Raw genomic sequence first — 24878 nt, 5'->3', positions numbered from 1 at the left:
GATGTCAGGTATAGGCGGGCATAACGGGGCCATGCCCCGACGGCGCAAGGAGACCCGCCATGACCACCGCTGCCCCCACCGACCGCGTCACGCTGTATTATTCGCCGCAGAGCCGCGCCACCGGCACCCGCGTGCTGCTGGAGGAGCTCGGCGCGCCGTATGACCTGCAGGTCCTGAACATGAAGGCGGGCGAGCAGCGCAAGGACGCCTATCTCGCCATCAATCCGCTCGGCAAGGTGCCGGCGATCCGCCACGGCGACGCGCTGATCACCGAGCAGGTCGCGATCTTCATCTATCTCGCCGATCTGTTTCCGCAGGCCGGCCTGACGCCGGCGCTGAACGACCCGCGCCGCGGCCCGTATCTGCGCTGGATCGCCTATTACGGCTCATCGTTCGAGCCGGCCGTGATCGACCATTTCATGAAGCGCGAGCCCGCGCCGATCACGCAGTCGCCCTATGCCGATTACGACACCATGCTGGGCGCGCTGGAATCGCAGCTGGCAAAGGGGCCCTATCTGCTCGGCGAAGAGATCACGGCGGCTGACATCCTCTGGGGCATCGCGCTCAGCTGGACCATGATGTTCGGCATCGTGCCGAAAAGGGACGTGTTTGTTCGCTATACCGAGAGCATCGCCGCGCGCCCGGCTTTCCAGCGGATATCGAAGGCCGATGACGAGATGGCGGCGCAGCATGCAGCAGTCGCCGGAGTGTGATACGGATCGGGCCGATGGCGAAAGTCCTGCACAGCACCAACTGCTTCAACACCCTGATCCACGTCGCGGAGGACTGCCCGGCGCAGCGCGGCGAGGAGCCGCAGCTGCGCGGCGGCCAGCCGACGGTCGCCGTGCTGCAATACCGGATGATCGCGGGCGCGCCCTACAAGTACACCTCTGACGATGTGGTTTTCGCGACGTCGGCGGCCGGCCGTGCGCTCGATGCGAGAGCGGCGAAGAAGGCGCACAGCCTCGCCCGCGAGACGTTCTTCTCGCGCGGCCAGGCCTGCATGCGCGCCTCGCCGCTCGGCAAGCGTTTCGGCTGGGGTGTCCATGCCGACGCCGAGGGGCGCATCGCGCTCTACGCCGTCGACAGCAAGCGCTACCAGGCACTCGCCGCGGATCCTGACATCGCGCAGGTCCGTGCGATGCGGTCGAAGCGGGCGTGAAGAGGCACTGCTCTCATCCTCCCCTGGAGGGGGAGGATCGGTTCGCATGCAATGCGAACCGAGGTGGGGTGATCTCTCCACTCGGGCACCGTTCGTGCTGAGAGATCACCCCACCCCGTCTCACATTCCGCTGCGCTCCATGTGACCCGACCCTCCCCCTCCAGGGGAGGGTGAAGGGAGTGTGCCGTGCGACCAATCGCTAAAACCGCGGCGCCCGCTTCTCGGCGAAGGCCTTGATGCCTTCCTTGATCTCGTCGCCGCGCATGCTGTCGCGGTGACGGGCGTCGGCGGCGGCCTCGTCGAGCTCGCCGCGGGCGAATTCGTTGATTGCGCGCTTCATGCCGGCCATCGCCTTGGGCGCGTTGCCCGCCAAAATCGTCGCGAGCTTGTCGACTTCCTCGTCGAGCAGGTCGAGCGATACCATCGCGGTGAGGTAGCCGATCCGCAGCATCTCGGGCGCCGATATCTTCTGCGCGGTCAGGAACAGCATCCTGGCGTTATCGACGCCGAGCCGCGTGACATAGCGCTGGATGCCGCTCTTGTAATAGTGCAGCCCGAGCCGCGCCGCCGGCATGAACATCTCGGCGGTATCGACGCCGATGCGGAAGTCGCAGGCGAGCGCGAGGTCGGTCGAGCCGCCATAGACCCCGCCATTGAGCCGGCAGATCGTCGGCACGCTGAGATCCTCGAGGCGGTTGACCACGACCTCGAACGCCGAGCCCGCGCTCTGCTGCTCGCTGGCGCTCACCGCGCGCTCGGCGACGGAGTTGAGGTCGTAGCCGGCGGAGAACGCGCGGCCGGTTCCGGTCAGCACCAGCACGCGGATCGCGGGATCGGCCTCGATCCGGTCGAACAATGTCAGCAGCTCGCCGAGATCCTCGGCCTGCAGGCGGTTGAGGTGCTTCGGCCGGTTGAGGCGGATCGTTGCGCGCGCGCCCGCGATTTCGAGCACGGGTCCGCTGGCGGTGTCGGCCGCGTCAGCCATCTTGGTCTCCATCATTATTGATTCTCACGTTCGCGCCGCTTGGCCTCGGCGTCGATGGTCTCGGCGAGATCGGGATGCCTTGCCATCAACAGGCGGAAATCGACCAGGTCAAGCACCAACAACCTGGTCACCTTGCTGGTCGAGACGCTGGCGCCGCGCTTGGTGTTGCCGAGCAACGCCATCTCGCCGAAGAACTCGCCTTCGCCAAGCTTCACCTTGCGCCCGGGCAGGTCGACCTCGACCTCGCCGGCGGCGACGAAATACATGCAGTCGCCATTGGTGTCCTTGCGGATGATCATGGTGCGCGGCGGCAGGTCCATGGTCCGCAGCATTTGGGTGACGTCGGCGATCGCGGCCGGGCCGAGATGCGCGAAGAACGGCACCTTGCTGACGGTCTCCCAGGTTCGCAAGAAATTGTCGCGGCGGGTTTCGGCGGCAAAACCGGTCGCCAGGATACCGGTCCACAGCCCGAACACGCCGAGGCCCGAGATCATCACCATGGCGGCGACCACGCGGCCGAGCGGGGTGATCGGCACCACGTCGCCGTAGCCGGTCGTGGTCAGCGTCACCACCGCCCACCACAGCGCCGCCGGCACGCTGCCGAAGGTCTGCGGCTGGACGTCCCGCTCCAGGAAATATTCCGCAACGGAGGCCAGGAACACCACCATCAGGAAGATCACGAGCACGCTGAGCAGCGGCCCGGATTCCACGACCAGCACGCGCCGGAGCTGGCGCAGGCCGGGAATGCCCGGCACCACCTTGAGCACCCAGAGCACGCCGAGCAGCCAGGCGGTTTTCGGCTCGACTCCGGACAGCAAGGCCACCGGCACGGCCAGCGCGCCGATCGCGTCGACCACGCCGGCGCTGGACAGCGCGTAGAACCAGAATTTGCCCTGCCGGCCCATGTGGCGCAGCCGCACCAGCCATTCGAATACGAAATAGGCAAGGCAGGCCCACAGCAGCGCATCCACCCAGCGCGGCGCCGCGTCATGGGCCGGCGCGACCGTCAGCAGCGTCATCATGGCGACACCGGCCGCGACGGCGACATAGGCCGCCGTGGTCATGTTGCGGCCGGCGGTGGCGGAAACGAAGCGCGTCAAGGCCGGAAGGACGAGCCGCTTGGACATCGGTACGGAGCTTGCCTGTCGATGAATTGCTGGAATTGAGGCCCTGCGAACGGCAGAGCCGATGTCACAACGTGCCTCTCCCGGTTGAGGCCGTCAACGCGCAGGCCATGGCGGGATGCTCGCGGCGGAAGACCCATCAGTTGGACGAAAGGCCTAACCATGTTGGCCCGATTTTGCGCCCGCGAATGTGAGAAATCGGACAAAACGTCGCTTTTTCCCCGTATATCAGGGATGCTGGTTCGCCGATGCGACCTTGGCCGGAATGAAGCGACTAATAAGGCGATCTTATTCACTTCTTGAGAAATTGGTTGGTTTCCGATGGATACCTCACATCTCGCGGAGCACGCCGGCGCCGCCGGCAGTTTCTTCGCATCGATCTTCGTGGTTGCCACGCTGTCGATGCGGACCATGATCCCGTTGCGCGTCTTCGCCATCCTGACCAACATCATCCTGATCGCGACCGCCGTCCCGACCCACAATTACGCGACGCTGATCCTGCATGCCGTGCTGCTGCCGGTGAACACCTATCGGCTGCACCAGATGCTGCAACTGGTCCGCAACGTGAAGAAATCGGTCAACAGCGATCTGTCGATGGAATGGCTGAAGCCGTTCACGACGGAACGCAAATGCACCGCGGGCGAAGTCCTGTTCTACAAGGACGAGAAGGCCGACAGCATGTTCTACATTGTCAGTGGCCGCTTCCGCCTGGTCGAATCCGGCATCGAGCTGCCGGTCGGCGCCCTAGTCGGCGAGTTCGGCATGCTGTCGCCGTCGAACACGCGAACCCAGACGCTGGAGTGCGTCGAGACCGGCATGGTGCTGTCGGTGACCTATGACCAGGTCGAGCAGCTCTACGTCCAGAACCCGGCGTTCGGCTTCTACTTCCTGCGCCTCGCCAGCGCCCGCCTGTTCCAGAATATCTCGACGCTCGAGCAGCAGCTCGCGCAGCACGCCACCCCACAGGTCGCGGAGCCCAAACCTGCATGAGCCCCGTGACGAGTTCTGGAGGCGCCGCAGTGGCGGATGACGACGGTCTCCTGGCTTCGCTCCGTTACCTCTTTGCCGATATCATCGGCGATGAGGACGAGGGGCCGCCGGTGCTGCCCGACGCCTGCCCGGACCATCTCGGGCCGGCCGTCACCAAGGCCATCGATCTGTTGATCGCCTATCAGAGCACGAGCTACGCACAGCTCTATATCGACCGGCTCAAGCGCTTCGTCGGCCGCCGCGGCGTCGACGACGCCCTGCTTGCCGAGATCGGCCGCCTGATGGCGGAGCGCATGGCGTATGAGGACGCGATCCGCATCGCGCAGCTCAAGCTTGGCGAAGTCAGTGCGGCGGGCGGCCTTGCGGCGCGCTCGGCCGACGACGTCAAGAAGTTTCGCCTGGACGAGTTGATCGACGCCCTGCCGGCCGTGGTCGCCGATCCGGTGCTCGGCGTGCTGGATCAGTTCGGCTGGCGGCGTCGCCGGGTCTCGATTCGCTTCAGCGCCAACAACCGCTTCAGCGTTCGCCGGCTCAGGATCGAGGCGGGCCTGAAGCGCTGGCGGCTGTTCTCGGGACGCTATGCCAGGGAGCGCGTCTGGGTCGAGCGCTGGCTGCACATGATCGACCGCAGCCTGACCAAGCAGCCGGGCGCCGCCCCGGCGGTCGTGCAGACCGCGACCATGATCCAGGGTTACGGCGATCCCTACCGCCAGGGCATCGCGGACTGGCACGTGATCATCGACGGGCTCGCCAAGCCGACCTTCGACGGCGTGCTCGTGCTCCCCGACCTTGCCGGCGCCATTGCGGAAGCGCGCGCAGCCACCATGCCCGATCCGCGGCAGGCAGCGCTGAAGCGCAAGATCGCGGAGATCCGCGCCCGGGCGCCGGGAGTTGAGTCGCATTGAACGAGATGTCAGTGCTGGACCCGTCATCCTGAGGTGCGAGCCTTGCGGCGCACTTGCGCCGCTGGGCGAGCCTCGAAGGATGCACGGCCACAGGCGGGCCGTCGATCCTTCGAGACGCGCGTTCCGCGCTCCTCAGGATGACGGTGACGGGCTCGAGTGCGTTGCATTCCCGCTCTCTACCGCTTGATGTGCGGCGGCTCGTCGTAGCCGCGGCGGCTGGAATAGAACAACAGGCCCATCAGGCCGATGCAGACCGCGGCCAGAAGCGCAATGCCGATCGTGAACACCACGATGCCATAGGTCGGCACCGGAGCGTCCACAGTCAGACCTTCATAGGCGTAGACGCCGACGGCGGCCAAAAAGGCCAGCAGGCCGATGCTGATTGCAATGCGCATGCGTAGCTGCCTCTGCTGAGGGCCGAGGGCAACAGGGCACTTGCGCCGGTTTTCACGCCGCGGCGGTAGCCTTGGCCAGCGCCTGCCGTCCGGCTTCGGTCAGCTCGGAAAGCGTCGTCCTGCCGCTCTTGGCGCATTTGATGATGTATCTGGCAACGCGGCGGCGGGTGTCATGTTCCTCGCCGTGAGCTGCGTCTGCGCAAACGCGATCAAGCGCAGCGTTCATGGCGAAGAGCGTGCGTGAGTCAAACCGTTCCTCGATCATCGCAGCTCTCCTTTGCGACTCGCGGCTACTTGCGGAACGTCAGCCATTCGCTGACTTCCATCACAGTCTCGGTCTGTCTGGCCTTCTTCATCAGCATTTCGCGTTCCCGTCCCGGCGGCAGCTTGCGTGCCGCAATGCGCGAATCTTCGGCGAATTTCTGCAAGCGGTTTTCGAACGATCCGGGAGGCCGCGATCTTTTGCGCTTCTTCTTGATCATGCCGTCTCCGAGCTGGAACCAGCAATACTAGGCTTGTTCCCGGGATGCCGTCGTTAACCCATGACATCGGTCGAATTGAAAAAAACGCGCGCCCGAAATCGCGACCCAAAATCGAGACCTGAGATCGCGACCTGGGATCGCGAAGATCGCAGGAACGATCTTCGGTGCTCTGCGTAACACCCGTGCGTTCGCTGCTTTGCTCCCCGAAAGGCGGTGGACCACTCCGGTGACGGGCCTCGGCGAATTTGATCGCCGGGGCCCGCATGTCTTCAACCAAGGCAGCCAAGGCAACAAGAAGGACATAAGCAGTGGCACATTCCAATTAGGGCATCGTGAAAGACAACAAGGGGCAGGAGCAGCCGGCCGACAAGCAGCGCGCGCAGACCGCGCATAAGACCGACCCGCGAAGGTCGAATGCGCGCGAAGCGACGCGTGATCCGAAATTGAACGATGCCGACAAGACGCCGGGATCCGGCATGACATCGGACGACCGCGGCGATCCTCCAACGGGCTGAACGGCGTTCCGCTCTGCAGCAATCGCGGCAATGCGGCAGGAACGATGACCCGGGCCGACCGTTGGCGTCGAGGGATCAATGGAGAACTGACATGGCGATGGACGAGAAGGAGGTCGGAAACCTGATCGGCAGCGACAAGGTCGAGGGCACCGCGGTCTATGGCTCCGACGAGCGCAAGATCGGCTCGATCGAACGGGTGATGATCGACAAGAAGAGCGGGCGGGTGTCTTACGCCGTGCTCGGCTTCGGCGGCATTCTCGGTCTCGGCAACGACCATTATCCGCTGCCCTGGCAGTCGCTCAAATACGACACGAGGCTGGGCGGCTATGTCACCGGCGTCACCGAGAGCCAGCTGCGCGGCGCGCCGAAATACGGCAGCGAGCGCGAGTGGAATTGGTCCGATATCGGCACCACGCGCGCGGTGAACGACTACTACGGCGTGCCGTTCGTCTGAACGTCCCTTAGACGTCCCCCCGAGCCGGGGGACCCGTATTTCACCGGTGGTACCCACCGGGAGCCGAGGTGTGCGTGATGCTCGGGATGTAACCGTCGCATCCTTGGGACGTCTGTACACTAGTGAACATACGTCAATAGCTGTGCAAGGTAACATACGTAATTGAAGTCGGTCCTGCAGTTGCCCGATTAAACATGCGGGAGACCAATCGTTGGCGTCGCTAATCCGGAAATTGGAGCAGTTTGCACGGCTTTCGCCGGTAGACCAGGTCCTTCTCAATCGCGCGTCTACCGAGCGCGTCCGCCATTTTGGTCCGCGGGTCGACATCGTCCGCGAGGGCGAGAAGCCGAAGGACGTCCATCTGATCCTGTCCGGCTGGGCCTATCGCTACAAGCAGCTCGAGGACGGCCGGCGTCAGATCGTGGCCTTCTTTCTGCCCGGCGACATTTGCGACGTGAACGTCTTCATCCTGCGCGAGATGGATCATTCGATCGGTACCGTCACGGCAGTGTCGATCGCCGACCTCTCCCGCGAATTCTTCGACAAGGTCGCGGCCGGACATCCGCGCATCGTGACCGCGTTCTGGTGGGAAACCCTGGTCAACGCGGCGATCCAGCGCGAATGGACCATGAGCCTCGGCCAGCGAACGGCGCTGGAGCGGATGGCCCATCTGCTGTGCGAGATCTGGCTCCGGCTGCGTGCTGCAGGCCTGACCCAGGGCGACAGCTGTGATTTCCCGCTGACCCAGGGCGATCTCGCCGATGCCACCGGGCTCTCCAAGGTTCACGTCAACCGAACGCTGCAGGAATTGCGCGCCGGCGGCCTGATCGTACTCAAGGGAAAGACCCTGGTCGTCCCCAATCTCGAGCGGCTGATGCACGCCGGCCTGTTCAACCCGAACTACCTGCATATGGATCACGAGGGACGGCAGCTCGACGCCGCTGCGACGCCGACGGACGCGGCGGTCGGGTAGTAAGCGCTGCGCTCCGGTGCATGTCGAGAGCGTGCGGATGTATGGTTCACCGGCCGTTTAACATAGGCGGTGTCGTCCTGGCGAAAGCCGGGACGACAGTGGTGCATGTGGCGCGATCGCAGGGACGACAGTTGTATCTGTGGCGCAACCAACGGCTTGGTTTCACCCGTTCGCCGCCTTCACCACCACGAGGTTCTCGTCCGGCGTCGCCGGGTGGCGCTTGAGGTGATCGCGGCGCAGTGCGATCTCGTCGCGGACCAATTCGTAGCCGAGCTTGAACGTGTCCATTCCGTCGCCGGAAACGGTGCCGTCGCGCAGGCCGGTCACCGCGCCGCGCAGGATCGCCTCGAGCTCGTCCTGCAATTCGTCGAGATGCTCGGCGCAAGTGGCGTGCTCGACGCGCTCGCCGATGTCGAGGATCCTGCCCGCCAGCTCGCTGGCCTTCTCCGGTGCGACGCGGGTGATCTTGGTGTAGATCGCGGCGAAGATCGAGCCGATGATGCTGAGCGCGGCGGCAGCGAGATACATCACGTCGCTGTAGCGATCCATGAACGACTTGGTATCGTCGTTGATGTACTCGGCGGCGCCCTGATGGGCGACGATGAATGCGTCCTTGTCGGTCGCCGCCGGCTCGATCTTGGAGGCGAAGCCGTCGTCGAGCACAAGCTCCGACTTGTTCTCATAGATGATGCGCGCGAGCTCGGCGGCTGTCGTCGTGGACATCGAGGATTGCGCGACCAGCAGCCATTCCAGCCCGATGGTGTCGACCTCGTCATCGGGGATCGCCGGCGAGGACGACAGCATGCCGGTCGAGACCGTCTCCTCCGAAATCGCCGGGTATTTGCGCGCCAGCGCCTTGGCCGCGTCGATCGCATTCAGCGTGAAGCCGCCGGCGCGCTTGGCATATTGCTCGTAGGTCTTGTCCTTCACGATCTTCGAGGCGTGCTCGATCGCGATCACGGCGGCAAAGCCGGAGGTGAACAGCTTGTCGAAAGGCGTGTTCGGCGGCGCCTGCTGTACCCGCTGCGCCGCGTCGGGGCTGTCGGCAATCTCGAGCGCGCTGCGGACGAAATTGACGCTGTTCTCGCCGTCGCCGACGACCGCGATCCGCTTCTTCTTGAGCTCGCTCAGCGATTTGATCTTCTTGCCGCCGGGGCTGAGCACCAGCACCACGTCATGCTCGAGGATCGCGATGGCGCGGGCACGCGGCGGCACCCTTGCGTCGGTACGCAGGATGGCAAGCGAGGCGTCGCGGCGATCGAATTGCGCCAGCGCCTTGGCGTTGTCGGGGTTCGGCGCGATCTTCAGCCGCAGCCGCGACGAATTATTCTTCAGCACGATGGCGAGCCTGGCGGCGAATTTCGCCTCCGAGCCCTTGGCATCGCCGACCGCGAACACCAGCGTTTCGGAATTGCGCAGCCAGAGCCGGCCGCCGATCACGGTGACCGCGCTCAGGAGCAGCGTCAGCAGGGTGAAGACGATGATCTGCGCGCGGTTGGTCTTGACGACCGTTTTGGCGACCGGAGGGCGCGGCGGCGGCATCGGCGCAGGCGAGGGGGCTTCGGCACTCATGGCTGATTACCTGGCTCATCACCCGTCCGGGACGGCCCATTGCCGCGACCCGATCGGCGCGGCGCTGCCCGGTGAATCCGTAAATGGCTATAAAAGAAAGAAAATTTCCTATGTTGCCGACGATATACCTCCCCGGGGGGAATGCAAACCGGCCGCCGGCCGTAACCTTAATCTCGGCCGGCCTGCGCCGCGATGCCACATGACCATTGCCACTATCGACGGTCGGACCGAGATGTGATTTTCGAGGAGGCGCAGGTGCATTCCGGCGCCGGAGATGTCATAAATGAGACACGCTTCTGTTTGCGGAATTGTGCTGACGGCCTGACCCGGATTTCTTGCAATCACATTCATCGAAGTAAAAGGGCGTCAGCTTGTTGTTTCCCTCCATGTCATCGTCGGTGTCGGTTGGTGCCCTGGTGGGATGGATGTTGCTTCTCACCGCAAAGCACATCATCGCCGACTTCATGCTGCAGAACGCCTGGATGGCGATCGGCAAGGACCAGAAGACCGGCTGGGCGCTGCCGCTGCTGGCGCACTGCCTGGTCCATCTCGCGGTCGCCCTGGCGCTGATCCTGGTGGTGGCGCCGCGGTTCTGGTACGTCGCCTTCATTGACTTCGTGATCCACATCATCGTCGATCGGGCCAAGGGCATCTGCGCCTCGCATTTCGGCGTGACGCTGGAATCCGGCCACCCCTGGTTCTGGACCCTGATCGGGGTCGACCAGGCGCTGCACCACCTCACCGGCTTCGCGCTGTCGATCTACATGGCCGCGAACTGAGCGGCTCGCGCGCACCTTTCCTCCCGTCCTGAACCACGAATCCAGCCGGGTTGCGGCGGGCGGATGTGATTCGCGCGCAACGGGCAAGACCCTCCGGAAGCGACCGGAGGCCGTGGTTAACCTTTCGTTAGAGGATTACGCGGCATCTTCCCGATCGAGGGGGATTTGCAAATGTTTTCAAGCCGCGACGCCTTCGAGAACGATGCCTGCCCGGTGGCCGACGATCTGCTCGGCCAGATGTATCGCGCCAATCCGAACGGGCTCTCGTTGCTGGTTGCCAATGTCGCGCCCGATGTCAGGGCGAGGCTCGCGCTGTTCTGCTATCGCCGCAGCCATCTGCACGCGCTCGCGGTCGCGATCGCGTCGAGCTGCAGCGAGTGGGAGCTGGCGAATTCAGGCGGCCGTGTCGGCTCGACGCTCTACGCGCTGTCGCGCGAGCCGGCCCGCGCCGCCACCGTTTCGCATGGTGGCCGCAAGCCGATCACGCTGTCGACCAAGCCGCTGACGACCTTCGCGCCGATCGTCGATGACGAACTCGACGACGAGGACGTCAGCGACAGGGTCACGGCGTAACGTCTGGTTAGATCGGCTGCGCGCTCGCGATGAGCGGCAGCCCGTGCCGGCGCCGCGCCATCGCGCATTCCGCGTCGCCCGGCTGGCAGGTCCGGCATACTTCCGGCCGCACCGGATAGACCTCGCAGCGCGTTGCTTCTCCGACCCGGCCCGCTAGCGCCGAGCAGCGATCGCCCTCGCAGCGCATGCCTGATTGCCGCGCGTTGACGAATTGCGGTGGGATCAGATCGAGCTGCGCGTCGTCCTCGATGGTGAAGCGCGGCCAGTTCTCCGAATAGCTGCAGCAGGCGCCGCAGGACGGGCAGGGGCTTGTGTCGGTCGCGTTGTCGGCCATCAGGTGTCCCTCGGCGCTTCCCAGACCAGGCTGCGCCGCCAGCGCGCCCTGAGCAGGTCGCGCCGCTCCGGATACTTCTCGTCGTGATAGACCGCCGTGACCACGCGGTCGGTGCGGAAGCTGCGGAAATCCTTGCGCAGCTCGCACCAGGCGGCGAGCAGCCGCACCGCCTCGTGATAGCCGACCGCGATCGGCCAGATCGTGCGCTCGCTATCGCGGCCATGCTCGTCGCGATAGTTCAGCGTGATCTTCTTGCCCTCATGGATCTGGCTGCGGGTCCTGACCATGTCGATGCGGTCGGGCTCCCGGTTCCAGGCCGAGCGGGCCCGGCTTGCCGGCTCCAGCACGAACGGCCGCAGCCGGTCGGGCACGGTCTCGGCGATCTTGGCCATCAGGTCCTCGGCCGCGCGCGCCAGCGCCGGATCGGCGTGGCCGACCACCCACTGTGCGCCGAGCACGCAGGCCTCGATCTCGTCGGGTGTCAGCATCAAGGGCGGCAGGTCGAATCCCTTCTCCAGGATGTAGCCCATGCCGGCCTCGCCGCGGATCGGCACCCGCTGCTCGATCAGGCTGGCGATGTCGCGATAGATCGTCCGCTTCGACGTCTCGAGCTCGGCTGCGATTGCATCGGCGGTCAAAGGCTTACGGGTGCGGCGGAGCACCTGGATGATCTGAAACAGCCGGTCGGCGCGTCTCATGGCAACTCTCTCGATCGCTCTCTTGGCACGTGTCTTGTCGAGTGTCTCGGTAGCGGTTTTGGCAGCCGTCTTGACGAGTGTCTTGACGGGTCTCGTCGTCTCTCGGTGCGCAGGCTTTTCTGGGTCCCGTCCGGCTACTGCTGACAGCATGTTGGCAGCAGGTGGGGGCTATATCAGGACAACACCTCAAGTGAAGGGAATTTGTCCATGACGAATCTTGACGAACTCGGTTTCCGGCAGGCGCAAGGCTTTGCGCTGGAACAGCTGGTCACGGTCTACTCCACCTCCGGCGACCTGCGCTGGGCCCTGGTCGCGCTGATCGCACAGTCGATCAGCACGGTCTGGTCCTACGGGCGGGCACGGCTGGTCAAGCGCGTTCGCGGGGCGGTTCGCCGCCTCGCACCCGTCGGCCCGTTCGACAGTGAATGCCACTACTGCTGACACCATGCTGGCAGCAGGGGACAGCTAGCTTCAATTCACGACCACAGGCGATCGGGAGCTTCATATGATTACGCTTTTTGGCTTTGGCACGGGCTTCGGCTTGCCGGAAATCAGCCCCTTCGTGACCAAAACCGAGGTCCAGCTCAAGATGGCCGGGCTCGACTATCGCAAGGAGAAGGCGATGCCGCCGGCGTCTCCCAAGGGCCAGCTGCCGTTCATCGCCGACGACGGCGAGACGATCGCCGATTCGACCTTCATCCGCGCCCATATCGAGGGCAAATACGGCTTCGATTTCGACGCGCCGCTCAGCCTGCAGGCGCGCGCCCAGGCCTGGGCCTTCGAGCGCATGATCGAGCATCACGTCTACTGGGCGCTGGTCGGCGCGCGATGGGTCGACGACACCAATTTCGCCAAGGGGCCCGCGCATTTCTTCGACGGCGCGCCCGACCATATGCGTGACAAGATGCGCGAGGACGCCCAGTTCCGCGTTGCCGAGAATTATCTGCTGAGCGGACTTGGCCGCCACGGACCGGACGAAGACGTTGATCTCGCGATCCGCTCGCTGTTCGCGCTGTCGGTGCAGCTCGGCGACAAGCCGTATCTGATGGGCCATGCGCCGTGCGGCACCGATGCCACCGCGTTCGGCGCGCTGGCGGGAATCCTCACCCCGTTCTTCGATTCGCCGCTGCGCGAGCGCACCGAGAAGTTCGACAATCTCACCGCCTATGTCGGCCGGATGATGCGGCAATATTATCCGGAATTCGCCTGGGCGCCGCTGCAGCAGCAGGCGGCCTAAGCCGGCGCGGCAGGGGCGGGCTGGCCCTTCAATGCGGCCAGCTCCGCCTCGAGCTCGGCGATGCGCTGGTCGCGCGAGGCCAGCGCTGCCGCGACATCGGCCGCGTCGAACTTTTGCGGAATGTGCTGCGGGCAGTTGGTGTCCCACGCCGTGACCTTGAACAGGATCACCTGCTCGGGCCGCGCCCGGTAGCCCTGCGGCATCAGCGTGCGGGTCAGCGCCGGATCGTCCTCCACCACCTTCGCCTCGCCCCACAGCTTGACGCGGCGGCGGTGCGCGTAATCCATCACGAAGATATAGGCCTTGGCATTCTCCGAGAGATTGCCCTGGGTGATGAACTGGCGATTGCCGCTGTAGTCGGCGAACGCGATGGTGTGCTTGTCGAGCACCTTGATAAAACCCTTCGGTCCGCCGCGATGCTGGATGTAGGGCTGGCCGTCGGCCGAGGCGGTCGCGAGATAGAAGCTGTTCACCTCGCCGAGGAAGCCGGCGAGGTTCTCGTCGATCTCGCTGCGCCAGCCGCCATGTGCCTCGACTTCGGCGTAGGTGGCGCGTGAGCCCTTGCGGGTCTGGATCGCCTTCACCGCCGGACTGAATGCGACGTCGCTCGCATAGCTGTGACCATCTGACATCGGAGCCTCCCGTGACGGGCGCCTGAGTGGTTGTCCTCGCCGCTCAAGATGGACATTCCCAGATCGTAAGCAATCTTGTGCATTGACACTTCACTGTTGCCGATTATGCAATAGTGCCATGGACCGGATCGACGCCATGCAGGCCTTCGTCGCGGTGGCGGACCTCGAGGGGTTCGCCCCCGCCGCCCGCAAGCTCGGCCTGTCGCCGTCCGCCATCACGCGGCTGATCGCGGCGCTGGAGGAGCGGCTCGGCGCGCGGCTGCTGCAGCGGACCACGCGGCAGGTGACGCTGACGGACGCCGGCTCGCGCTATCTGGAGCGGGCGCGCCGGATCCTCGCCGATGTCGAGGAGGCCGAGGACGCGGTGGAGAACGAGCGCACCCGCCCCGAAGGGCGCCTGGTGATCTCGGCACCGTTCGGCTTCGGGCGGCTCCATGTCAGCCCGGTGGTGAGCGCCTATCTGAAGCGCTATCCCGGCGTCGGCGTCGACCTGCGGCTGTCGGATCGCAGGATCAATCTGGTCGAGGACGGCGTCGACCTCGCGGTCAGGCTCGGGCACCTGCCGGATTCGACGCTGGTGGCGCGGCATGTCGGCCGGATGCGCCGCATCGTGGTGGCGTCGGCCGGCTATCTCAAGCGTCGCGGCGAGCCGAAGCGACCGGCGGACCTCACCGCCCACGACACGATCCAGTTCGGCGCCATGACCGCGACGCCGGATTGGCGCTTCATGGAGGATGGCCGCGAAGTCCGCATCACCCCTGCGCCGCGCTTCACCAGCAACAGCTCGGACGCCGCCATCCAGTACGCCGAGCAGGACGGCGGACTGACCCGGGTGATGGCCTACCAGGCCGCCGAATCGCTGAAGGCGCGGCGGCTCCAGATCGTGCTCGCCGAGTTCGAGCAGCCGGCGGTGCCGATCCACGTCGTCTATCCGACGACGCGGCTGTTGTCGGCCAAGGTGCGGACCTTCATCGATCTCGTGACCGAGATCACCGACTGGTATTTCGACTAGCTCACCGGCGGCTTCTTCGGCACCACGCGGAAGGTGCCGTTGGCGCGCGCGATGGTCACCCCGTCGGCCTTGATCAGGCTCTGCGCGAAGCAGATCGTGCTGCCGGTCTTGATCACGTCGCTCTCGATCGCGAGCCATTGCCCGACATTGGCGGAGCCGACGAAATCGACCGCGAGCGAGATCGTCACGAACGAGGTGGTCCAGCCGGTCGCCTGGCCGCAGCTATAGCCCATCGCGTTGTCGGCAAGGGCTGCGATCAGGCCGCCATGGATCAGGCCGCGGCCGTTGGTATGCGGCCTCGCCAGCCGCAGGCCGATGATGACGGCACGCTCGGTCTTCTTCTGGTAAAGTGGCTCCCAGGGTTCGGTGAGCGGGCTCTTGCGGAACAGCGGCTCGAAGCCTTGAGGGACGTCTTGGGGATTGTCGGGCACGACTTGCGTATCGGTGGTCATCTGAAGCTCGCATATGACGTTGGGTTGACGCCATTGAACGCGATGTCGATGACGGTTTCACCGCCTACAAAGTTTTAAACGGGATTTGCACGGCTGTTTGAAGCTCGCTCGCGCCGGGTGCGGGATACAATGTCAGCATCGCGGCCGCTTCCCAACCGTGACGCAGTTCACGCGCATCCGGCCGCAGTTTGTGACATGCTCCGCGCCGCGTCCATGGCGTGAGGAGAGACCATGTCGGCCGAGACCCGCCTGACCTGCCTTCGCATTGCGCTCGTCGCGGTCGGTCTGATCGCGATTTTCGCTGTCTATCCGCTGTTCCAGCTCTGGCCGTCCGGCTGGTCCTGGGGCCACGGCCATTCGCATTACCCGATGATGATCGTCGGCATCTATGCGACGCTGGGCGTATTCCTGTTGCTCGCCGCGCGCGATCCGCTGCGGCACCGCAGCCTGATCTGGTTCGCGGTGTGGTCGAGCGTCGTGCATGGCGGCATCATGGCCGTGCAGGCGATCAGTGACGAGGCCGAGCGCGGTCACTTGCTGGGCGACATCCCGGCGCTGTTGCTGATCGCGCTGGTGCTGGCCTGGCTGATGCCGAAGCCGGCCGTTGCGGCTGCCTAAGCCCAGGCATCACGTCCCGTCATCCCGAGGAGGCGCGCAGCGCCGTTTCGAAGGATCGACGGCTACCGGCCGGGCCGTGCATCCTTCGAGGCTCGCTGCGCCGGCACCTCGAGACAACGGCGAAGCCTTTGCGCGGGATGACGAAGCCGGCAGTCGGTGATCAGAACGGCAGCCCCACGTAATTCTCCGCCAGCGAGGTCGACGCCGCCTTCGAGCTGACGAGGTAGTCGAGCTCGGCGATCTGGATGCGCGCGGCGAATTCGCCCTCGTCGGGAAATTTGTGCAGCATCGAGGTCATCCACCAGGAGAAGCGCACCGCCTTCCAGACCCGCGCCAGCGCGCGTCCCGAATAGGCATCGATGCCGGCGGAGGATTTCTCGTCGTAGTATTCGCGCAGCGCCTGCGACAGATAATGCACGTCGCTGGCGGCAAGGTTGAGGCCCTTGGCACCGGTCGGCGGCACGATGTGCGAGGCGTCGCCCGCCAGAAACATGCGGCCGAACCGCATCGGCTCGGCGACGAAGCTGCGCAGCGGCGCGATGCTCTTTTCGATCGAGGGGCCGGTGACGATCTCGTCGGCGGCCTTCTGGTCGAGGCGCCGCTTCAATTCGTCCCAGAACCGCTCGTCCGACCATTGGTCGACATGATCGTCGAGCGGGCACTGCACGTAATAGCGGCTGCGGTGGGACGAGCGCATCGTGCACAGCGCAAAGCCGCGCTCGTGGTTGCTGTAGATCAGCTCCGGCGAGACCGGCGGCGTCTCCGAGAGGATGCCGAGCCAGCCGAACGGATACACCCGTTCGTAGCTGGTGATCGCCGACGCCGGCATGCTGGCGCGGCTGATGCCGTGGAAGCCGTCGCAGCCGGCGATGAAGTCGCAGGCGATCTCGTGGGTGACGCCGTCCTTGACGTAGCTGACGCGCGGATGATCGGTATCGAAATCAAGCGGCTTGACGTCGGCCGCCGAGTAGATCGAGGTCAGGCCGGCCTCCTTGCGGGCATTCATCAGGTCGAGCGTGACCTCGGTCTGGCCGTAGATGGTCACGGTCTTGCCGGTCGAACCATGCAGGTCGATGCGGTGCCGTGCGCCGCCGAACGCCAGTTCGAGACCGTGATGGACGAGGCCCTCCTGGTGCAGCCGGGCAGCGGCGCCGACGCTCTCGAGCAGCGACACGGTGCCTTCCTCGAGCAGCCCGGCGCGAATCCGCCCCAGCACATAGTCCGGGGTCTGCCGCTCAAAAATGATGTTGTCTACGCCGAAAGTATGAAGTAGTTGCCCAAGCAACAGTCCGGCCGGACCTGCACCAATGATTGCTACTTTTGTCCGCAATACCTTGTCCTCCCGATCGGATAGGCTTTTAGCCGGTGCCCGCGCCGGCAACTTGCCAAGGCAACTATATCATATAACGGTTTTGGCAAGGCGGATTTGCGCGGGACCCGCGCGTTCGCCGCAGCGCAAGATGCGGTGGCGCGGGACCGGGCGGAGGGTGCGACGAGGCGTCCGCCCGGCGGATTTCATCTTGAATATCCGTCCGAATTAGATAACATGTTAAGTAATGAGCCGGGCACGAAGCCCGTCCTGGAGAGGAGGAGACGTGATGAGGAAGACAGTGTTGGCGGTGTTGATGGCCGCCGCCATCGTGCCGGCCGCGGGACCTGCCGTCGCGCAGGACAAGACCGTCAATCTCAAAGTGTCGCTATGGGTGCCGCCGGCGCATCCGCTGGTGCCCGCGACCCAGGCCTGGGCCGCCGACATCGAGAAGGCATCGGGCGGCACCATCAAGGTCACCGTGTTTCCGTCCGAGCAACTCGGCAAGGCGTTCGACCATTACGACATGGCGCGCGACGGCATCGCCGACGTCACCTATGTCAATCCTGGCTATCAGCCCGGCCGTTTCCCGATCGCGGCCGCCGGCCAGCTTCCGTTCACCTTCTCCGACGGCAAGAAGGGCACGCTGGCGCTGAACGAGTGGTATCACAAATATGCGCCGACCGAGATGAAGGACACCAAGCTGTGCTTCGCCTTCATCCACGATCCGGGCGCGCTGCACGGCAAGAAGAAGATCGTGCTGCCGAGCGACCTCTCCGGCGTCAAGGTGCGGCCCGCGCAGAGCACCATCGGCGAGATGGTCAAGATGTTCGGCGGCACCAATGTGCAGGCCTCCGCGCCGGAATCGCGCGACGCGATCGAGCGCGGCGTGGCCGACGAGATCACCTTCCCCTGGGGCTCGATCTTCCTGTTCGGCATCGACAAGGTGGTGAAGTACCACATGGACGTGCCGCTCTATTCGACGGTGTTCACCTACAACATGAACCTCGCCAAATATAATTCGATGTCGGCTGCCCAGAAGAAGGTGATCGACGATCACTGCACGCCGGAATGGGCCTCCAAGGTCACCGACCCCTGGACCGATTTCGAAGCCAATGGCCGCACCAAGATGAAGGCGCTGGAAGGCCACGAGGTCTATCCGCTGACTTCGGATCAGCTCGCCGAGTGGAAGAAGGCGGTCAAGCCGCTGCGCGACAGCTGGGCCGAGGCGGTGAAAAAGGCCGGCGGCGATGCGGCAAAGATCGATGCCGATCTGCAGGCCACGCTGAAGAAGTTCGAGGCAGGGATCTGATCCCGCTCCCCTTCACCTCTCCCCGCTTGCGGGGAGAGGTCGGATCGCATCGTCAGATGCGATCCGGGTGAGGGGGTACAGGTCTCACCGCATTCACGACTCGTGGAAGCAGCCCCTCACCCCAACCCTCTCCCCGCAAGAGCGGGGGAGAGGGAGCTCATCGAAGCAACGCATGACGCAATCTGCCGAAGTTTCCCCAGACGGCGCTATCACCGGCCCACCCGAGCCGGCGCGCAAGAATTTCATGGACCGCTTCATCGATTCGATCGAATGGGTCGCGGCCTTCTTCGTCGGCGTCGTCGCGCTCAACACCTTCACCGCGGTGTTCATGCGCAAATTCTTCGCGGTGACGATCCCCGACTACTACAATTTCGGCCAGTTCCTGCTCGGCATCCTGATTTTCTGGGGCATTGCGGCGACGAGCTATCGCGGCACCCACATCACCGTGGATCTGGTCTGGGCCAATGCCTCGCCGCGTTACCAGCGCTGGATCGACATCTTCGCGACGCTGGTGCTGCTGTTCGTGGTGAGCGTGCAGACCTACACGCTGGTCGACAAGGTGATCGACACCAGGAACAGCCATATCGTCACCATGGATCTCGGCGTGCCGGTCTGGCCGTTCTTCCTGGTGTCGTGGATCGGCGACGTCTCCGCGGTGCTGCTGATCGCGATCCGCACCTACCGCCTGATCTTCCATCCGGAAGATATCCATGACGCCAAGATCAAGACCGCGGAGTAGACGGCCATGAGTCTCGACCTCAGTCCCGAGACCGTCGCCGTCATCGGCTTTGTCAGCCTGTTCGTGCTGATGCTGCTCCGTGTCCCCGTCGGCATGGCGATGGGTCTCGTCGGCATCACCGGCTTTGGCTATCTCACCGGCTTCGCGCCGGCGCTCAAGCTGGTCGGCCAGACCACGATGCGTACGGTGACGGATTATTCCTTCGGCGTGATCCCGATGTTCCTGTTGATGGGCGCCTTCGTGTCCGTCTCGGGCATCAGCCGCGAGCTGTTCCGCGCCGCCAACACCTTTGTCGGCCATTGGAAGGGCGGGCTCGGCATTGCGACCATCGCCGCCTGCGGCGGCTTTGCCGCGATCTCGGGCTCGTCGGTCGCGACCGCCGCGACCTTCTCGGCCGTCGCCTATCCCGAGATGCGCCGCTTCGGCTATCCGCAATCCTTCGCCGCCGGCGTGATCGCGGTCGGCGGCACGCTCGGGGCGATGCTGCCGCCGTCCACCGTGCTCGCGGTCTACGGCATCATCACCCAGCAGGACATCGGCAAGCTGTTTATCGCGGGCGTGGTGCCGGGCCTGCTCGCGATCCTGATGCACATGATCACGATCGGCATCATCGGCGTGACGAGGCCCGGCTTCCTGCCGGCGGGAAAGAAGGCGTCGTGGCACGAGCGCTTCGTCGCGCTGCGTGACGTCTGGTCGCCGCTGCTGCTGTTCCTGTTCGTGATCGGCGGGCTCTATGGCGGCTTCTTTGTCCCGACCGAAGCCGGCGCGGTCGGCGCGGTGGGCGCCTTCATCATCGGTATCCTCCGTGGCAAGCTGACCAGGGAAGGCATCCTGCAATCGCTGCTGCAGGCGACGCGCACCGCGGCCGCCGTGTTCACGGTGCTGATCGGCGCGCTCTGCTTCGGCTATTTCCTCACCATCACCCAGACGCCGCAGCACGTCACCGAATTCCTCACCGGGCTCGGCATCGGCCCCTATGGCGTGCTGGCGCTGATCCTCCTGATGTATCTGGTGCTCGGCTGCCTGATGGACGCGATGGCGATGGTGATCCTCACCGTGCCGATCGTGTTTCCGGTGGTGACCGCGCTCGGCTTCGATCCGATCTGGTTCGGCATCATCATCGTCATGACGGTCGAACTCGGCCTGATCCATCCACCGGTCGGCATGAACGTGTTCGTGATCAAGAGCGTCATCAAGGACGTCAACATGTCGACGATCTTTGTCGGGGTGCTACCGTTCGTCATCACCGATCTGATCCGGCTGGTGATCCTGATCCTGTTCCCGCTGCTTGCGACCTGGCTGCCGCAGCGCATGATTGGTTAGGCCTATGAATCCCGAGCTTGAGACCAGATACGTCTTCACCATAACCGCCCGGATCGCGGAGGTGACGTCCGCCGGTGACATCGGCACCGGCGTCCGCCGCATCATTCCGATCGTCGGCGGCGAGGTGAGGGGCGAGAAGGTCAACGGCAAAGTGCTGGCGTTCGGTGCCGACTTCCAGATCATCCGGCCCAACGAGCTGATCGAGCTGGAGGCGAAATACGCCTTCGAGACCGACGACGGCGCCGTCGTCTATGTCGAGAACAAGGGCATCCGCTTCGGGCCGGTCGAGCTGTTGCAGAAGCTGAAGCGCGGCGAGCCGGTCGACCCGAAGCTGATCTATTTCCGCACCGTGCCGAAATTCGAAACCGGCGCCGAGAACTACCGCTGGCTGATGCAGCACATCTTCGTCGGCTCCGCCGCCCGCCACGCCGACCGGGTCGTGATCGACGTGCATCAGGTGCTTTAGTTTCGCACTCTTGCTCGTTTTACCCGCCGGGATCCGCCAACATTCGGTGTCGTCCCTGCGAAAGCAGGGACCCATACTCCGCGGCCTGTGTCGTGAACGGGACTCGTCGTTCCGTCATCGTCCAACAATAATCATTTGTGGTTATGGGTCCCTGCTTTCGAAAGCAGGGACGACGGGTGGGGGCGCGTATCAACTTCATCACCGTCACCCAGAGGAGGCCGCGCAGCGGCCGTCTCGAAGGGGCGATGGCCACCAGCCGTGCGCGCCCATATTGACTCTCCCGCTAATCGTTATAAAACATAACTATTCTGAACGGGAAACAATAACGCCATGGGAAACGCTGCCGGCGAGGGAGACGCTTCGCTGCTCAGGATCGAGACGCGAGGGGCGGTGCTGACGGTCGGGCTGAACCGTCCCGCCAAGCGCAATGCGCTGAACGACGGCATCATCCTGGCGCTGCGGGATTGCTTCTCCGCGATACCGGATGCGGTCGGCGCCGTCGTCATCCATGGCATCGGCGATCACTTCTCGTCCGGCCTCGACCTCTCCGAACTGACCGAGCGCGACGCCACCGAGGGCCTGGTGCATTCCCAGATGTGGCACCGCGTGTTCGACCGCATCCAGTATTGCCGCGTGCCTGTCATCGCCGCACTGAAGGGCGCGGTGATCGGCGGCGGACTGGAGTTGGCTTGCGCCGCGCATATCCGCGTCGCCGAGCCGTCGGCCTATTTCGCGCTGCCCGAGGGCCAGCGCGGCATCTTCGTCGGCGGCGGCGGATCGGTGCGGTTGCCGCGCCTGATCGGCGTGCCCAGGATGGCGGACATGATGCTGACCGGGCGGGTCTATTCGGCGACCGAGGGCGCCGCCTACGGCTTCTCGCAATATCTCACCGAGGCCGACGGCGCGCTGCCGAAGGCGCTGGAGCTTGCCGAGCGCGTCGCCGCCAATGCGCCGCTGACCAACTTCGCTGTGTTGCAGGCGCTACCGATGATCGCCGAGGCCAATCCGCAGACCGGCCTGTTGATGGAATCGCTGATGGCGACGGTGGCGCAGAGCGACAAGGAAGCCAAGAAGCGCATCCGCGCGTTTCTTGATCGCAAGACCGCCAAGGTGAAGCCGACATGAGCGCCGCGCCGTCTGCGACCACTGCGAGCGCGCATCCGCTGCGCCCGATCTCGTTCGGCAATCCCGACGTCACCGTCGAGCGCCGCGACGACGGCACGATCTACCTCCGACCGAAGCTCAGCCTCGCCGATTTTCCGGTTCGCCTCACCGATCGCCTGCACCACTGGGCGAAGGCCGGGCCGAACCGCGTGTTCATGGCCGAGCGCGCCGCCGGTGGCGGCTGGCGGCAAATCACCTACGTGCAATTGCTCGAGGCTATCAGGCGCATCGCCTCCGCCTTGATCGCGCGCGGATTGTCGGCCGAGCGGCCGATTGCGATCCTGTCGGGCAATTCGATCGATCATGCCCTGGTGGCGCTCGGCGCGCTCTATGCCGGCGTTCCGTTCTGCCCGGTGTCGCCGGCCTATTCGCTGGTGTCGCGCGACTATGGCAAGCTCAGCTTCGTCATCAAGCTTCTGACGCCGGGCCTCATCTTTGTCGACGATGCCGACAAGTTCGCCGACGCGCTGCGTGCCAATGTCGGATCCGATGTCGAGATCGCCGCGAGCCGCGGCACCGTGCCCGGCCGTGAGGTGACGCGCCTTGCCGGTCTCCTGGCGACGCCGGAAGACCCGCGCCTCGATGCGGCCCATGCGGCAATCGGTCCGGACACGATCGCGAAATTTCTGCTGACGTCGGGGTCGACCGGCAATCCCAAGGCCGTCATCAACACCCAGCGCATGATCTGCGCTAACCAGGTGATGCTGCGCGAGACGCTCGCATTCCTCAAGGACGAGCCGCCGGTTATCGTCGACTGGCTGCCGTGGAATCACACCTTCGGCGGCAATCACAATGTCGGGCTGACGCTCTATAACGGCGGCTCGATGTATCTCGACGAGGGCAAGCCGATGCCCGGCGGCATCGAGGAGACCGTGCGAAACCTGCGCGAGATCTCGCCGACGGTCTATTTCAACGTGCCCAAAGGCTATGAATCGCTGCTGCCCTATCTGCGCGACGACGCCGGTCTGCGGGCAAAATTCTTCGCCCGGCTGCATGCGATGTTCTTCTCCGGCGCCGCGCTGTCGCCGTTCATCTGGAACAGCCTCGATGCGCTCGCAGTGCAGGAGAAGGGCTATCGTGTGCCTGTCCTGACCGGCCTCGGTGCCACCGAGACCTCGCCGTTCTTCATGTCGGTGCGGCCCGATACCAGCCGCTCCGGCCATGTCGGGCTTCCGGTGTCGGGCAATGATGCGAAGCTCGTTCCGAACAACGGCAAGCTTGAGGTCCGCGCCAAAGGCCCGAACGTGACCCCGGGCTACTGGCGGCAGCCCGAGCTGACCGCCAAGGCGTTCGACGAGGAAGGCTTTTACAAGTTCGGCGACGCGCTGAAGCCTGCCGACGCTGGTGATCTCGATGCCGGTTTCGATTTCGACGGCCGCATCGCCGAGGATTTCAAGCTGGCGAGCGGCACCTGGGTCAGCGTCGGACCCTTGCGGGCGCGTTTCGTCGGCACCTGCGCGCCGCTGGTGCGCGACGTCGTGATCGCGGGGCTCAACCGCGACGAGCTCGCCGCGATCGTGATCCTCGATCTCGACGGCTGCCGCCTGATCAATCCGCAGCTCGCCTCTGGCGACATCGCGGCCGCGGCCAATGATCCGCTGGTGCGGGCGGCCTTCCGCGAGCGCTTCGCGCGCGTCCTGGCCGGCGCCACCGGCTCGTCGAACCGGATCGCGCGCGCGATCCTGCTCGACACGCCGCTGTCGATCGATCGCGGCGAGGTCACCGACAAGGGCTCGATCAACCAGCGCGCGGTGCTGGAGCATCGCACGGACATCATCGAAGCGCTTTATGCGCCGGTGCCGCCGGCATCGGTGATCACACTCGTCTAGTTCTCGAACAGGAGAAAGCCATGCAGTTGAAGGACCAGGCCGCCATCGTCACCGGCGGTGCATCGGGATTGGGCGCTGCGACCGCGCGCCGTCTCGCCGCGCAGGGCGCCAAGGTCGCGGTCTGCGATCTCAACGCCAAGCTCGCCGAGAGCGTCGCGGCGGAGATCGGCGGCATTCCCGTCGTCTGCGACGTCGCCGACGCTGCGGCGGCCGAGGCCGCGGTGGCCGCCGCCGCCAAGGCGCACGGCCCCGCGCGCGTGCTGGTGAACTGCGCCGGCATTGGGGTGGCAAAACGCGTGATCGGTCGCGAGGGGCCGATGGCGCTGGGCGACTTCGACAAGGTGATCAAGGTCAATCTGATCGGCTCCTTCAACATGTTGCGGCTTGCGACCGCTGACATGGCCAAGCTCGAGCCGCTCGCAACCGGCGAGCGCGGCGTCGTGATCTCAACGGCCTCGGTCGCGGCCTATGACGGCCAGATCGGGCAGGCGGCCTATTCGGCATCGAAGGGCGGCATCGTCGCGATGACGCTGCCGATCGCGCGCGAGCTCGCGCAATTCGGCATCCGCGTTCTGACCATCGCGCCCGGCCTGTTCATGACGCCCCTGCTGGCCGGCCTGCCGCAGGAAGCGCAGGATTCGCTCGCCGCCGCGATCCCGTTCCCGCGCCGGCTCGGCCAGGCCGACGAGTTCGCCTCGCTGGCGCTGCACATGATCGACAACCCCTATCTGAACGGCGAAGTGGTGCGGCTCGATGCCGCGCTCCGGATGGCGCCGCGCTGAAGCATGATCCGGAAGAGCATGAACGCCCTTCCGGATCGCTCATGCTCGATCGAGGATAAACC

The 24878-nt window shown here is 64.9% G+C and carries 32 protein-coding genes; 21 read left to right on the top strand and 11 right to left on the bottom strand.

Annotated elements, in window-relative coordinates; genetic code table 11:
- Positions 1 to 59: 59 nt before the first annotated feature.
- The gene (locus J2R78_RS13710) at positions 60 to 713 is read left to right on the top strand and encodes a glutathione S-transferase family protein (RefSeq protein ID WP_253604921.1); all 654 of its coding nucleotides are present in this window, start codon (positions 60 to 62) and stop codon (positions 711 to 713) included.
- A 14-nt stretch (positions 714 to 727) separates the two neighbouring features.
- The gene (locus tag J2R78_RS13705; protein WP_253604919.1) at positions 728 to 1162 is read left to right on the top strand and encodes a DUF6157 family protein; all 435 of its coding nucleotides are present in this window, start codon (positions 728 to 730) and stop codon (positions 1160 to 1162) included.
- A gap of 199 nt (positions 1163 to 1361) precedes the next feature.
- Here J2R78_RS13705 and J2R78_RS13700 read toward each other — a convergent pair whose 3' ends face one another.
- Both J2R78_RS13700 and J2R78_RS13695 read right to left on the bottom strand, forming a co-directional pair.
- On the bottom strand, positions 1362 to 2147 hold the full coding sequence (locus J2R78_RS13700) for an enoyl-CoA hydratase/isomerase family protein (protein WP_253604917.1): 786 nt from the start codon (positions 2145 to 2147) through the stop codon (positions 1362 to 1364).
- Between the two features lie 14 nt (positions 2148 to 2161).
- Positions 2162 to 3274, bottom strand: a complete 1113-nt coding sequence (locus J2R78_RS13695) for a cyclic nucleotide-gated ion channel (RefSeq protein WP_057016272.1) — start codon at positions 3272 to 3274, stop codon at positions 2162 to 2164.
- Positions 3275 to 3592: 318 nt separating this feature from the next.
- Between J2R78_RS13695 and J2R78_RS13690 the strand changes: the two genes are divergently transcribed.
- Both J2R78_RS13690 and J2R78_RS13685 read left to right on the top strand, forming a co-directional pair.
- Positions 3593 to 4261, top strand: a complete 669-nt coding sequence (locus tag J2R78_RS13690; protein WP_016847460.1) for a Crp/Fnr family transcriptional regulator — start codon at positions 3593 to 3595, stop codon at positions 4259 to 4261.
- Between the two features lie 29 nt (positions 4262 to 4290).
- Positions 4291 to 5166, top strand: a complete 876-nt coding sequence (locus J2R78_RS13685; protein WP_253604915.1) for a DUF6537 domain-containing protein — start codon at positions 4291 to 4293, stop codon at positions 5164 to 5166.
- A gap of 176 nt (positions 5167 to 5342) precedes the next feature.
- On the opposite strand, the gene J2R78_RS13680 is transcribed toward J2R78_RS13685, so the two are convergent.
- From J2R78_RS13680 to J2R78_RS13670, 3 genes are read right to left on the bottom strand one after another with little or no spacing between them, the layout of a single operon-like run.
- Positions 5343 to 5561: a hypothetical protein gene (locus tag J2R78_RS13680; RefSeq protein WP_253604913.1), complete on the bottom strand. Its 219-nt coding sequence runs from the start codon at positions 5559 to 5561 to the stop codon at positions 5343 to 5345.
- 52 nt (positions 5562 to 5613) lie between these two features.
- The gene (locus J2R78_RS13675; RefSeq protein WP_225160892.1) at positions 5614 to 5826 is read right to left on the bottom strand and encodes a hypothetical protein; all 213 of its coding nucleotides are present in this window, start codon (positions 5824 to 5826) and stop codon (positions 5614 to 5616) included.
- A gap of 25 nt (positions 5827 to 5851) precedes the next feature.
- The gene (locus J2R78_RS13670; RefSeq protein WP_253604911.1) at positions 5852 to 5989 is read right to left on the bottom strand and encodes a hypothetical protein; all 138 of its coding nucleotides are present in this window, start codon (positions 5987 to 5989) and stop codon (positions 5852 to 5854) included.
- A 383-nt stretch (positions 5990 to 6372) separates the two neighbouring features.
- Between J2R78_RS13670 and J2R78_RS13665 the strand changes: the two genes are divergently transcribed.
- From J2R78_RS13665 to J2R78_RS13655, 3 genes are all read left to right on the top strand, one after another.
- Positions 6373 to 6558: a hypothetical protein gene (locus J2R78_RS13665; protein ID WP_253609819.1), complete on the top strand. Its 186-nt coding sequence runs from the start codon at positions 6373 to 6375 to the stop codon at positions 6556 to 6558.
- A 91-nt stretch (positions 6559 to 6649) separates the two neighbouring features.
- Positions 6650 to 7012, top strand: coding sequence for a PRC-barrel domain-containing protein (locus tag J2R78_RS13660; RefSeq protein ID WP_016847466.1), 363 nt, complete (start codon positions 6650 to 6652; stop codon positions 7010 to 7012).
- Between the two features lie 211 nt (positions 7013 to 7223).
- The gene (locus J2R78_RS13655; RefSeq protein ID WP_092085323.1) at positions 7224 to 7985 is read left to right on the top strand and encodes a Crp/Fnr family transcriptional regulator; all 762 of its coding nucleotides are present in this window, start codon (positions 7224 to 7226) and stop codon (positions 7983 to 7985) included.
- Positions 7986 to 8147: 162 nt separating this feature from the next.
- On the opposite strand, the gene J2R78_RS13650 is transcribed toward J2R78_RS13655, so the two are convergent.
- Entirely contained in the window at positions 8148 to 9557 is a 1410-nt protein-coding gene (locus J2R78_RS13650) for a TAXI family TRAP transporter solute-binding subunit (RefSeq protein ID WP_253604909.1), read from the bottom strand.
- Here J2R78_RS13650 and J2R78_RS13645 point away from each other — a divergent pair.
- From J2R78_RS13645 to J2R78_RS13635, 3 genes are all read left to right on the top strand, one after another.
- Positions 9556 to 9795, top strand: a complete 240-nt coding sequence (locus tag J2R78_RS13645; protein WP_253604907.1) for a hypothetical protein — start codon at positions 9556 to 9558, stop codon at positions 9793 to 9795. The genes J2R78_RS13650 and J2R78_RS13645 overlap by 2 nt on opposite strands.
- 187 nt (positions 9796 to 9982) lie before the next feature.
- The gene (locus J2R78_RS13640) at positions 9983 to 10336 is read left to right on the top strand and encodes a DUF3307 domain-containing protein (RefSeq protein WP_016847469.1); all 354 of its coding nucleotides are present in this window, start codon (positions 9983 to 9985) and stop codon (positions 10334 to 10336) included.
- A 171-nt stretch (positions 10337 to 10507) separates the two neighbouring features.
- Positions 10508 to 10909: a hypothetical protein gene (locus J2R78_RS13635; protein WP_016847470.1), complete on the top strand. Its 402-nt coding sequence runs from the start codon at positions 10508 to 10510 to the stop codon at positions 10907 to 10909.
- A gap of 7 nt (positions 10910 to 10916) precedes the next feature.
- On the opposite strand, the gene J2R78_RS13630 is transcribed toward J2R78_RS13635, so the two are convergent.
- Positions 10917 to 11243 (bottom strand): YkgJ family cysteine cluster protein, encoded by a 327-nt coding sequence (locus J2R78_RS13630; protein ID WP_253604905.1) that lies wholly within the window; start codon positions 11241 to 11243, stop codon positions 10917 to 10919.
- Positions 11243 to 11941, bottom strand: coding sequence for a YafY family protein (locus J2R78_RS13625; RefSeq protein ID WP_028336549.1), 699 nt, complete (start codon positions 11939 to 11941; stop codon positions 11243 to 11245). The genes J2R78_RS13630 and J2R78_RS13625 overlap by 1 nt, the downstream gene beginning before the upstream one ends.
- Before the next feature lie 207 nt (positions 11942 to 12148).
- Between J2R78_RS13625 and J2R78_RS13620 the strand changes: the two genes are divergently transcribed.
- Together J2R78_RS13620 and J2R78_RS13615 are read left to right on the top strand one after the other, a co-directional pair.
- On the top strand, positions 12149 to 12382 hold the full coding sequence (locus J2R78_RS13620) for a hypothetical protein (protein WP_225160897.1): 234 nt from the start codon (positions 12149 to 12151) through the stop codon (positions 12380 to 12382).
- A 64-nt stretch (positions 12383 to 12446) separates the two neighbouring features.
- A complete protein-coding gene (locus tag J2R78_RS13615) occupies positions 12447 to 13178 on the top strand; it encodes a glutathione S-transferase family protein (RefSeq protein ID WP_253604903.1) in 732 nt (243 codons plus the stop codon).
- On the opposite strand, the gene J2R78_RS13610 is transcribed toward J2R78_RS13615, so the two are convergent.
- Entirely contained in the window at positions 13175 to 13810 is a 636-nt protein-coding gene (locus J2R78_RS13610; protein ID WP_057015991.1) for a pyridoxamine 5'-phosphate oxidase family protein, read from the bottom strand. The genes J2R78_RS13615 and J2R78_RS13610 overlap by 4 nt on opposite strands.
- Positions 13811 to 13928: 118 nt before the next feature.
- Between J2R78_RS13610 and J2R78_RS13605 the strand changes: the two genes are divergently transcribed.
- Complete coding sequence (locus J2R78_RS13605; RefSeq protein WP_253604901.1) at positions 13929 to 14822, top strand: LysR family transcriptional regulator; 894 nt, start codon at positions 13929 to 13931, stop codon at positions 14820 to 14822.
- On the opposite strand, the gene J2R78_RS13600 is transcribed toward J2R78_RS13605, so the two are convergent.
- On the bottom strand, positions 14819 to 15274 hold the full coding sequence (locus J2R78_RS13600; protein ID WP_076832511.1) for a PaaI family thioesterase: 456 nt from the start codon (positions 15272 to 15274) through the stop codon (positions 14819 to 14821). The two genes, J2R78_RS13605 and J2R78_RS13600, sit on opposite strands and share 4 nt — an antisense overlap.
- 231 nt (positions 15275 to 15505) lie before the next feature.
- Here J2R78_RS13600 and J2R78_RS13595 point away from each other — a divergent pair, with 231 nt between their 5' ends.
- Positions 15506 to 15892 carry a DUF6632 domain-containing protein gene (locus J2R78_RS13595; protein WP_253604899.1) on the top strand — a complete coding sequence of 129 codons (387 nt, stop codon included), beginning with the start codon at positions 15506 to 15508 and terminating at the stop codon, positions 15890 to 15892.
- A gap of 160 nt (positions 15893 to 16052) precedes the next feature.
- Here the strand turns inward: J2R78_RS13595 and pobA are convergent, their stop codons facing one another.
- Positions 16053 to 17222, bottom strand: coding sequence for a 4-hydroxybenzoate 3-monooxygenase (gene pobA / locus J2R78_RS13590; protein WP_253604897.1), 1170 nt, complete (start codon positions 17220 to 17222; stop codon positions 16053 to 16055).
- Positions 17223 to 17490: 268 nt separating this feature from the next.
- Here pobA and J2R78_RS13585 point away from each other — a divergent pair, with 268 nt between their 5' ends.
- From J2R78_RS13585 to J2R78_RS13555, 7 genes are all read left to right on the top strand, one after another.
- Complete coding sequence (locus J2R78_RS13585) at positions 17491 to 18513, top strand: TRAP transporter substrate-binding protein (RefSeq protein WP_253604895.1); 1023 nt, start codon at positions 17491 to 17493, stop codon at positions 18511 to 18513.
- Positions 18514 to 18685: 172 nt separating this feature from the next.
- Positions 18686 to 19252: a TRAP transporter small permease gene (locus J2R78_RS13580; RefSeq protein ID WP_137481064.1), complete on the top strand. Its 567-nt coding sequence runs from the start codon at positions 18686 to 18688 to the stop codon at positions 19250 to 19252.
- A 6-nt stretch (positions 19253 to 19258) separates the two neighbouring features.
- Entirely contained in the window at positions 19259 to 20575 is a 1317-nt protein-coding gene (locus J2R78_RS13575) for a TRAP transporter large permease (RefSeq protein WP_028336540.1), read from the top strand.
- 4 nt (positions 20576 to 20579) lie between these two features.
- Entirely contained in the window at positions 20580 to 21041 is a 462-nt protein-coding gene (locus J2R78_RS13570) for a DUF3237 domain-containing protein (protein ID WP_225645395.1), read from the top strand.
- A gap of 330 nt (positions 21042 to 21371) precedes the next feature.
- Positions 21372 to 22166: a crotonase/enoyl-CoA hydratase family protein gene (locus tag J2R78_RS13565; protein ID WP_168857598.1), complete on the top strand. Its 795-nt coding sequence runs from the start codon at positions 21372 to 21374 to the stop codon at positions 22164 to 22166.
- Positions 22163 to 24034 carry a feruloyl-CoA synthase gene (locus J2R78_RS13560; protein WP_253604893.1) on the top strand — a complete coding sequence of 624 codons (1872 nt, stop codon included), beginning with the start codon at positions 22163 to 22165 and terminating at the stop codon, positions 24032 to 24034. The genes J2R78_RS13565 and J2R78_RS13560 overlap by 4 nt, the downstream gene beginning before the upstream one ends.
- A gap of 20 nt (positions 24035 to 24054) precedes the next feature.
- The gene (locus tag J2R78_RS13555; protein ID WP_092085349.1) at positions 24055 to 24816 is read left to right on the top strand and encodes an SDR family NAD(P)-dependent oxidoreductase; all 762 of its coding nucleotides are present in this window, start codon (positions 24055 to 24057) and stop codon (positions 24814 to 24816) included.
- The last annotated feature ends 62 nt before the right edge of the window (positions 24817 to 24878 follow it).

Source organism: Bradyrhizobium sp. USDA 4538, from assembly GCF_024171045.1.
GTDB lineage: Bacteria > Pseudomonadota > Alphaproteobacteria > Rhizobiales > Xanthobacteraceae > Bradyrhizobium > Bradyrhizobium australafricanum.
The sequence above is the reverse complement of the archived record's forward strand: the minus strand, read 5'-3'. Positions and strand labels throughout refer to the sequence as shown.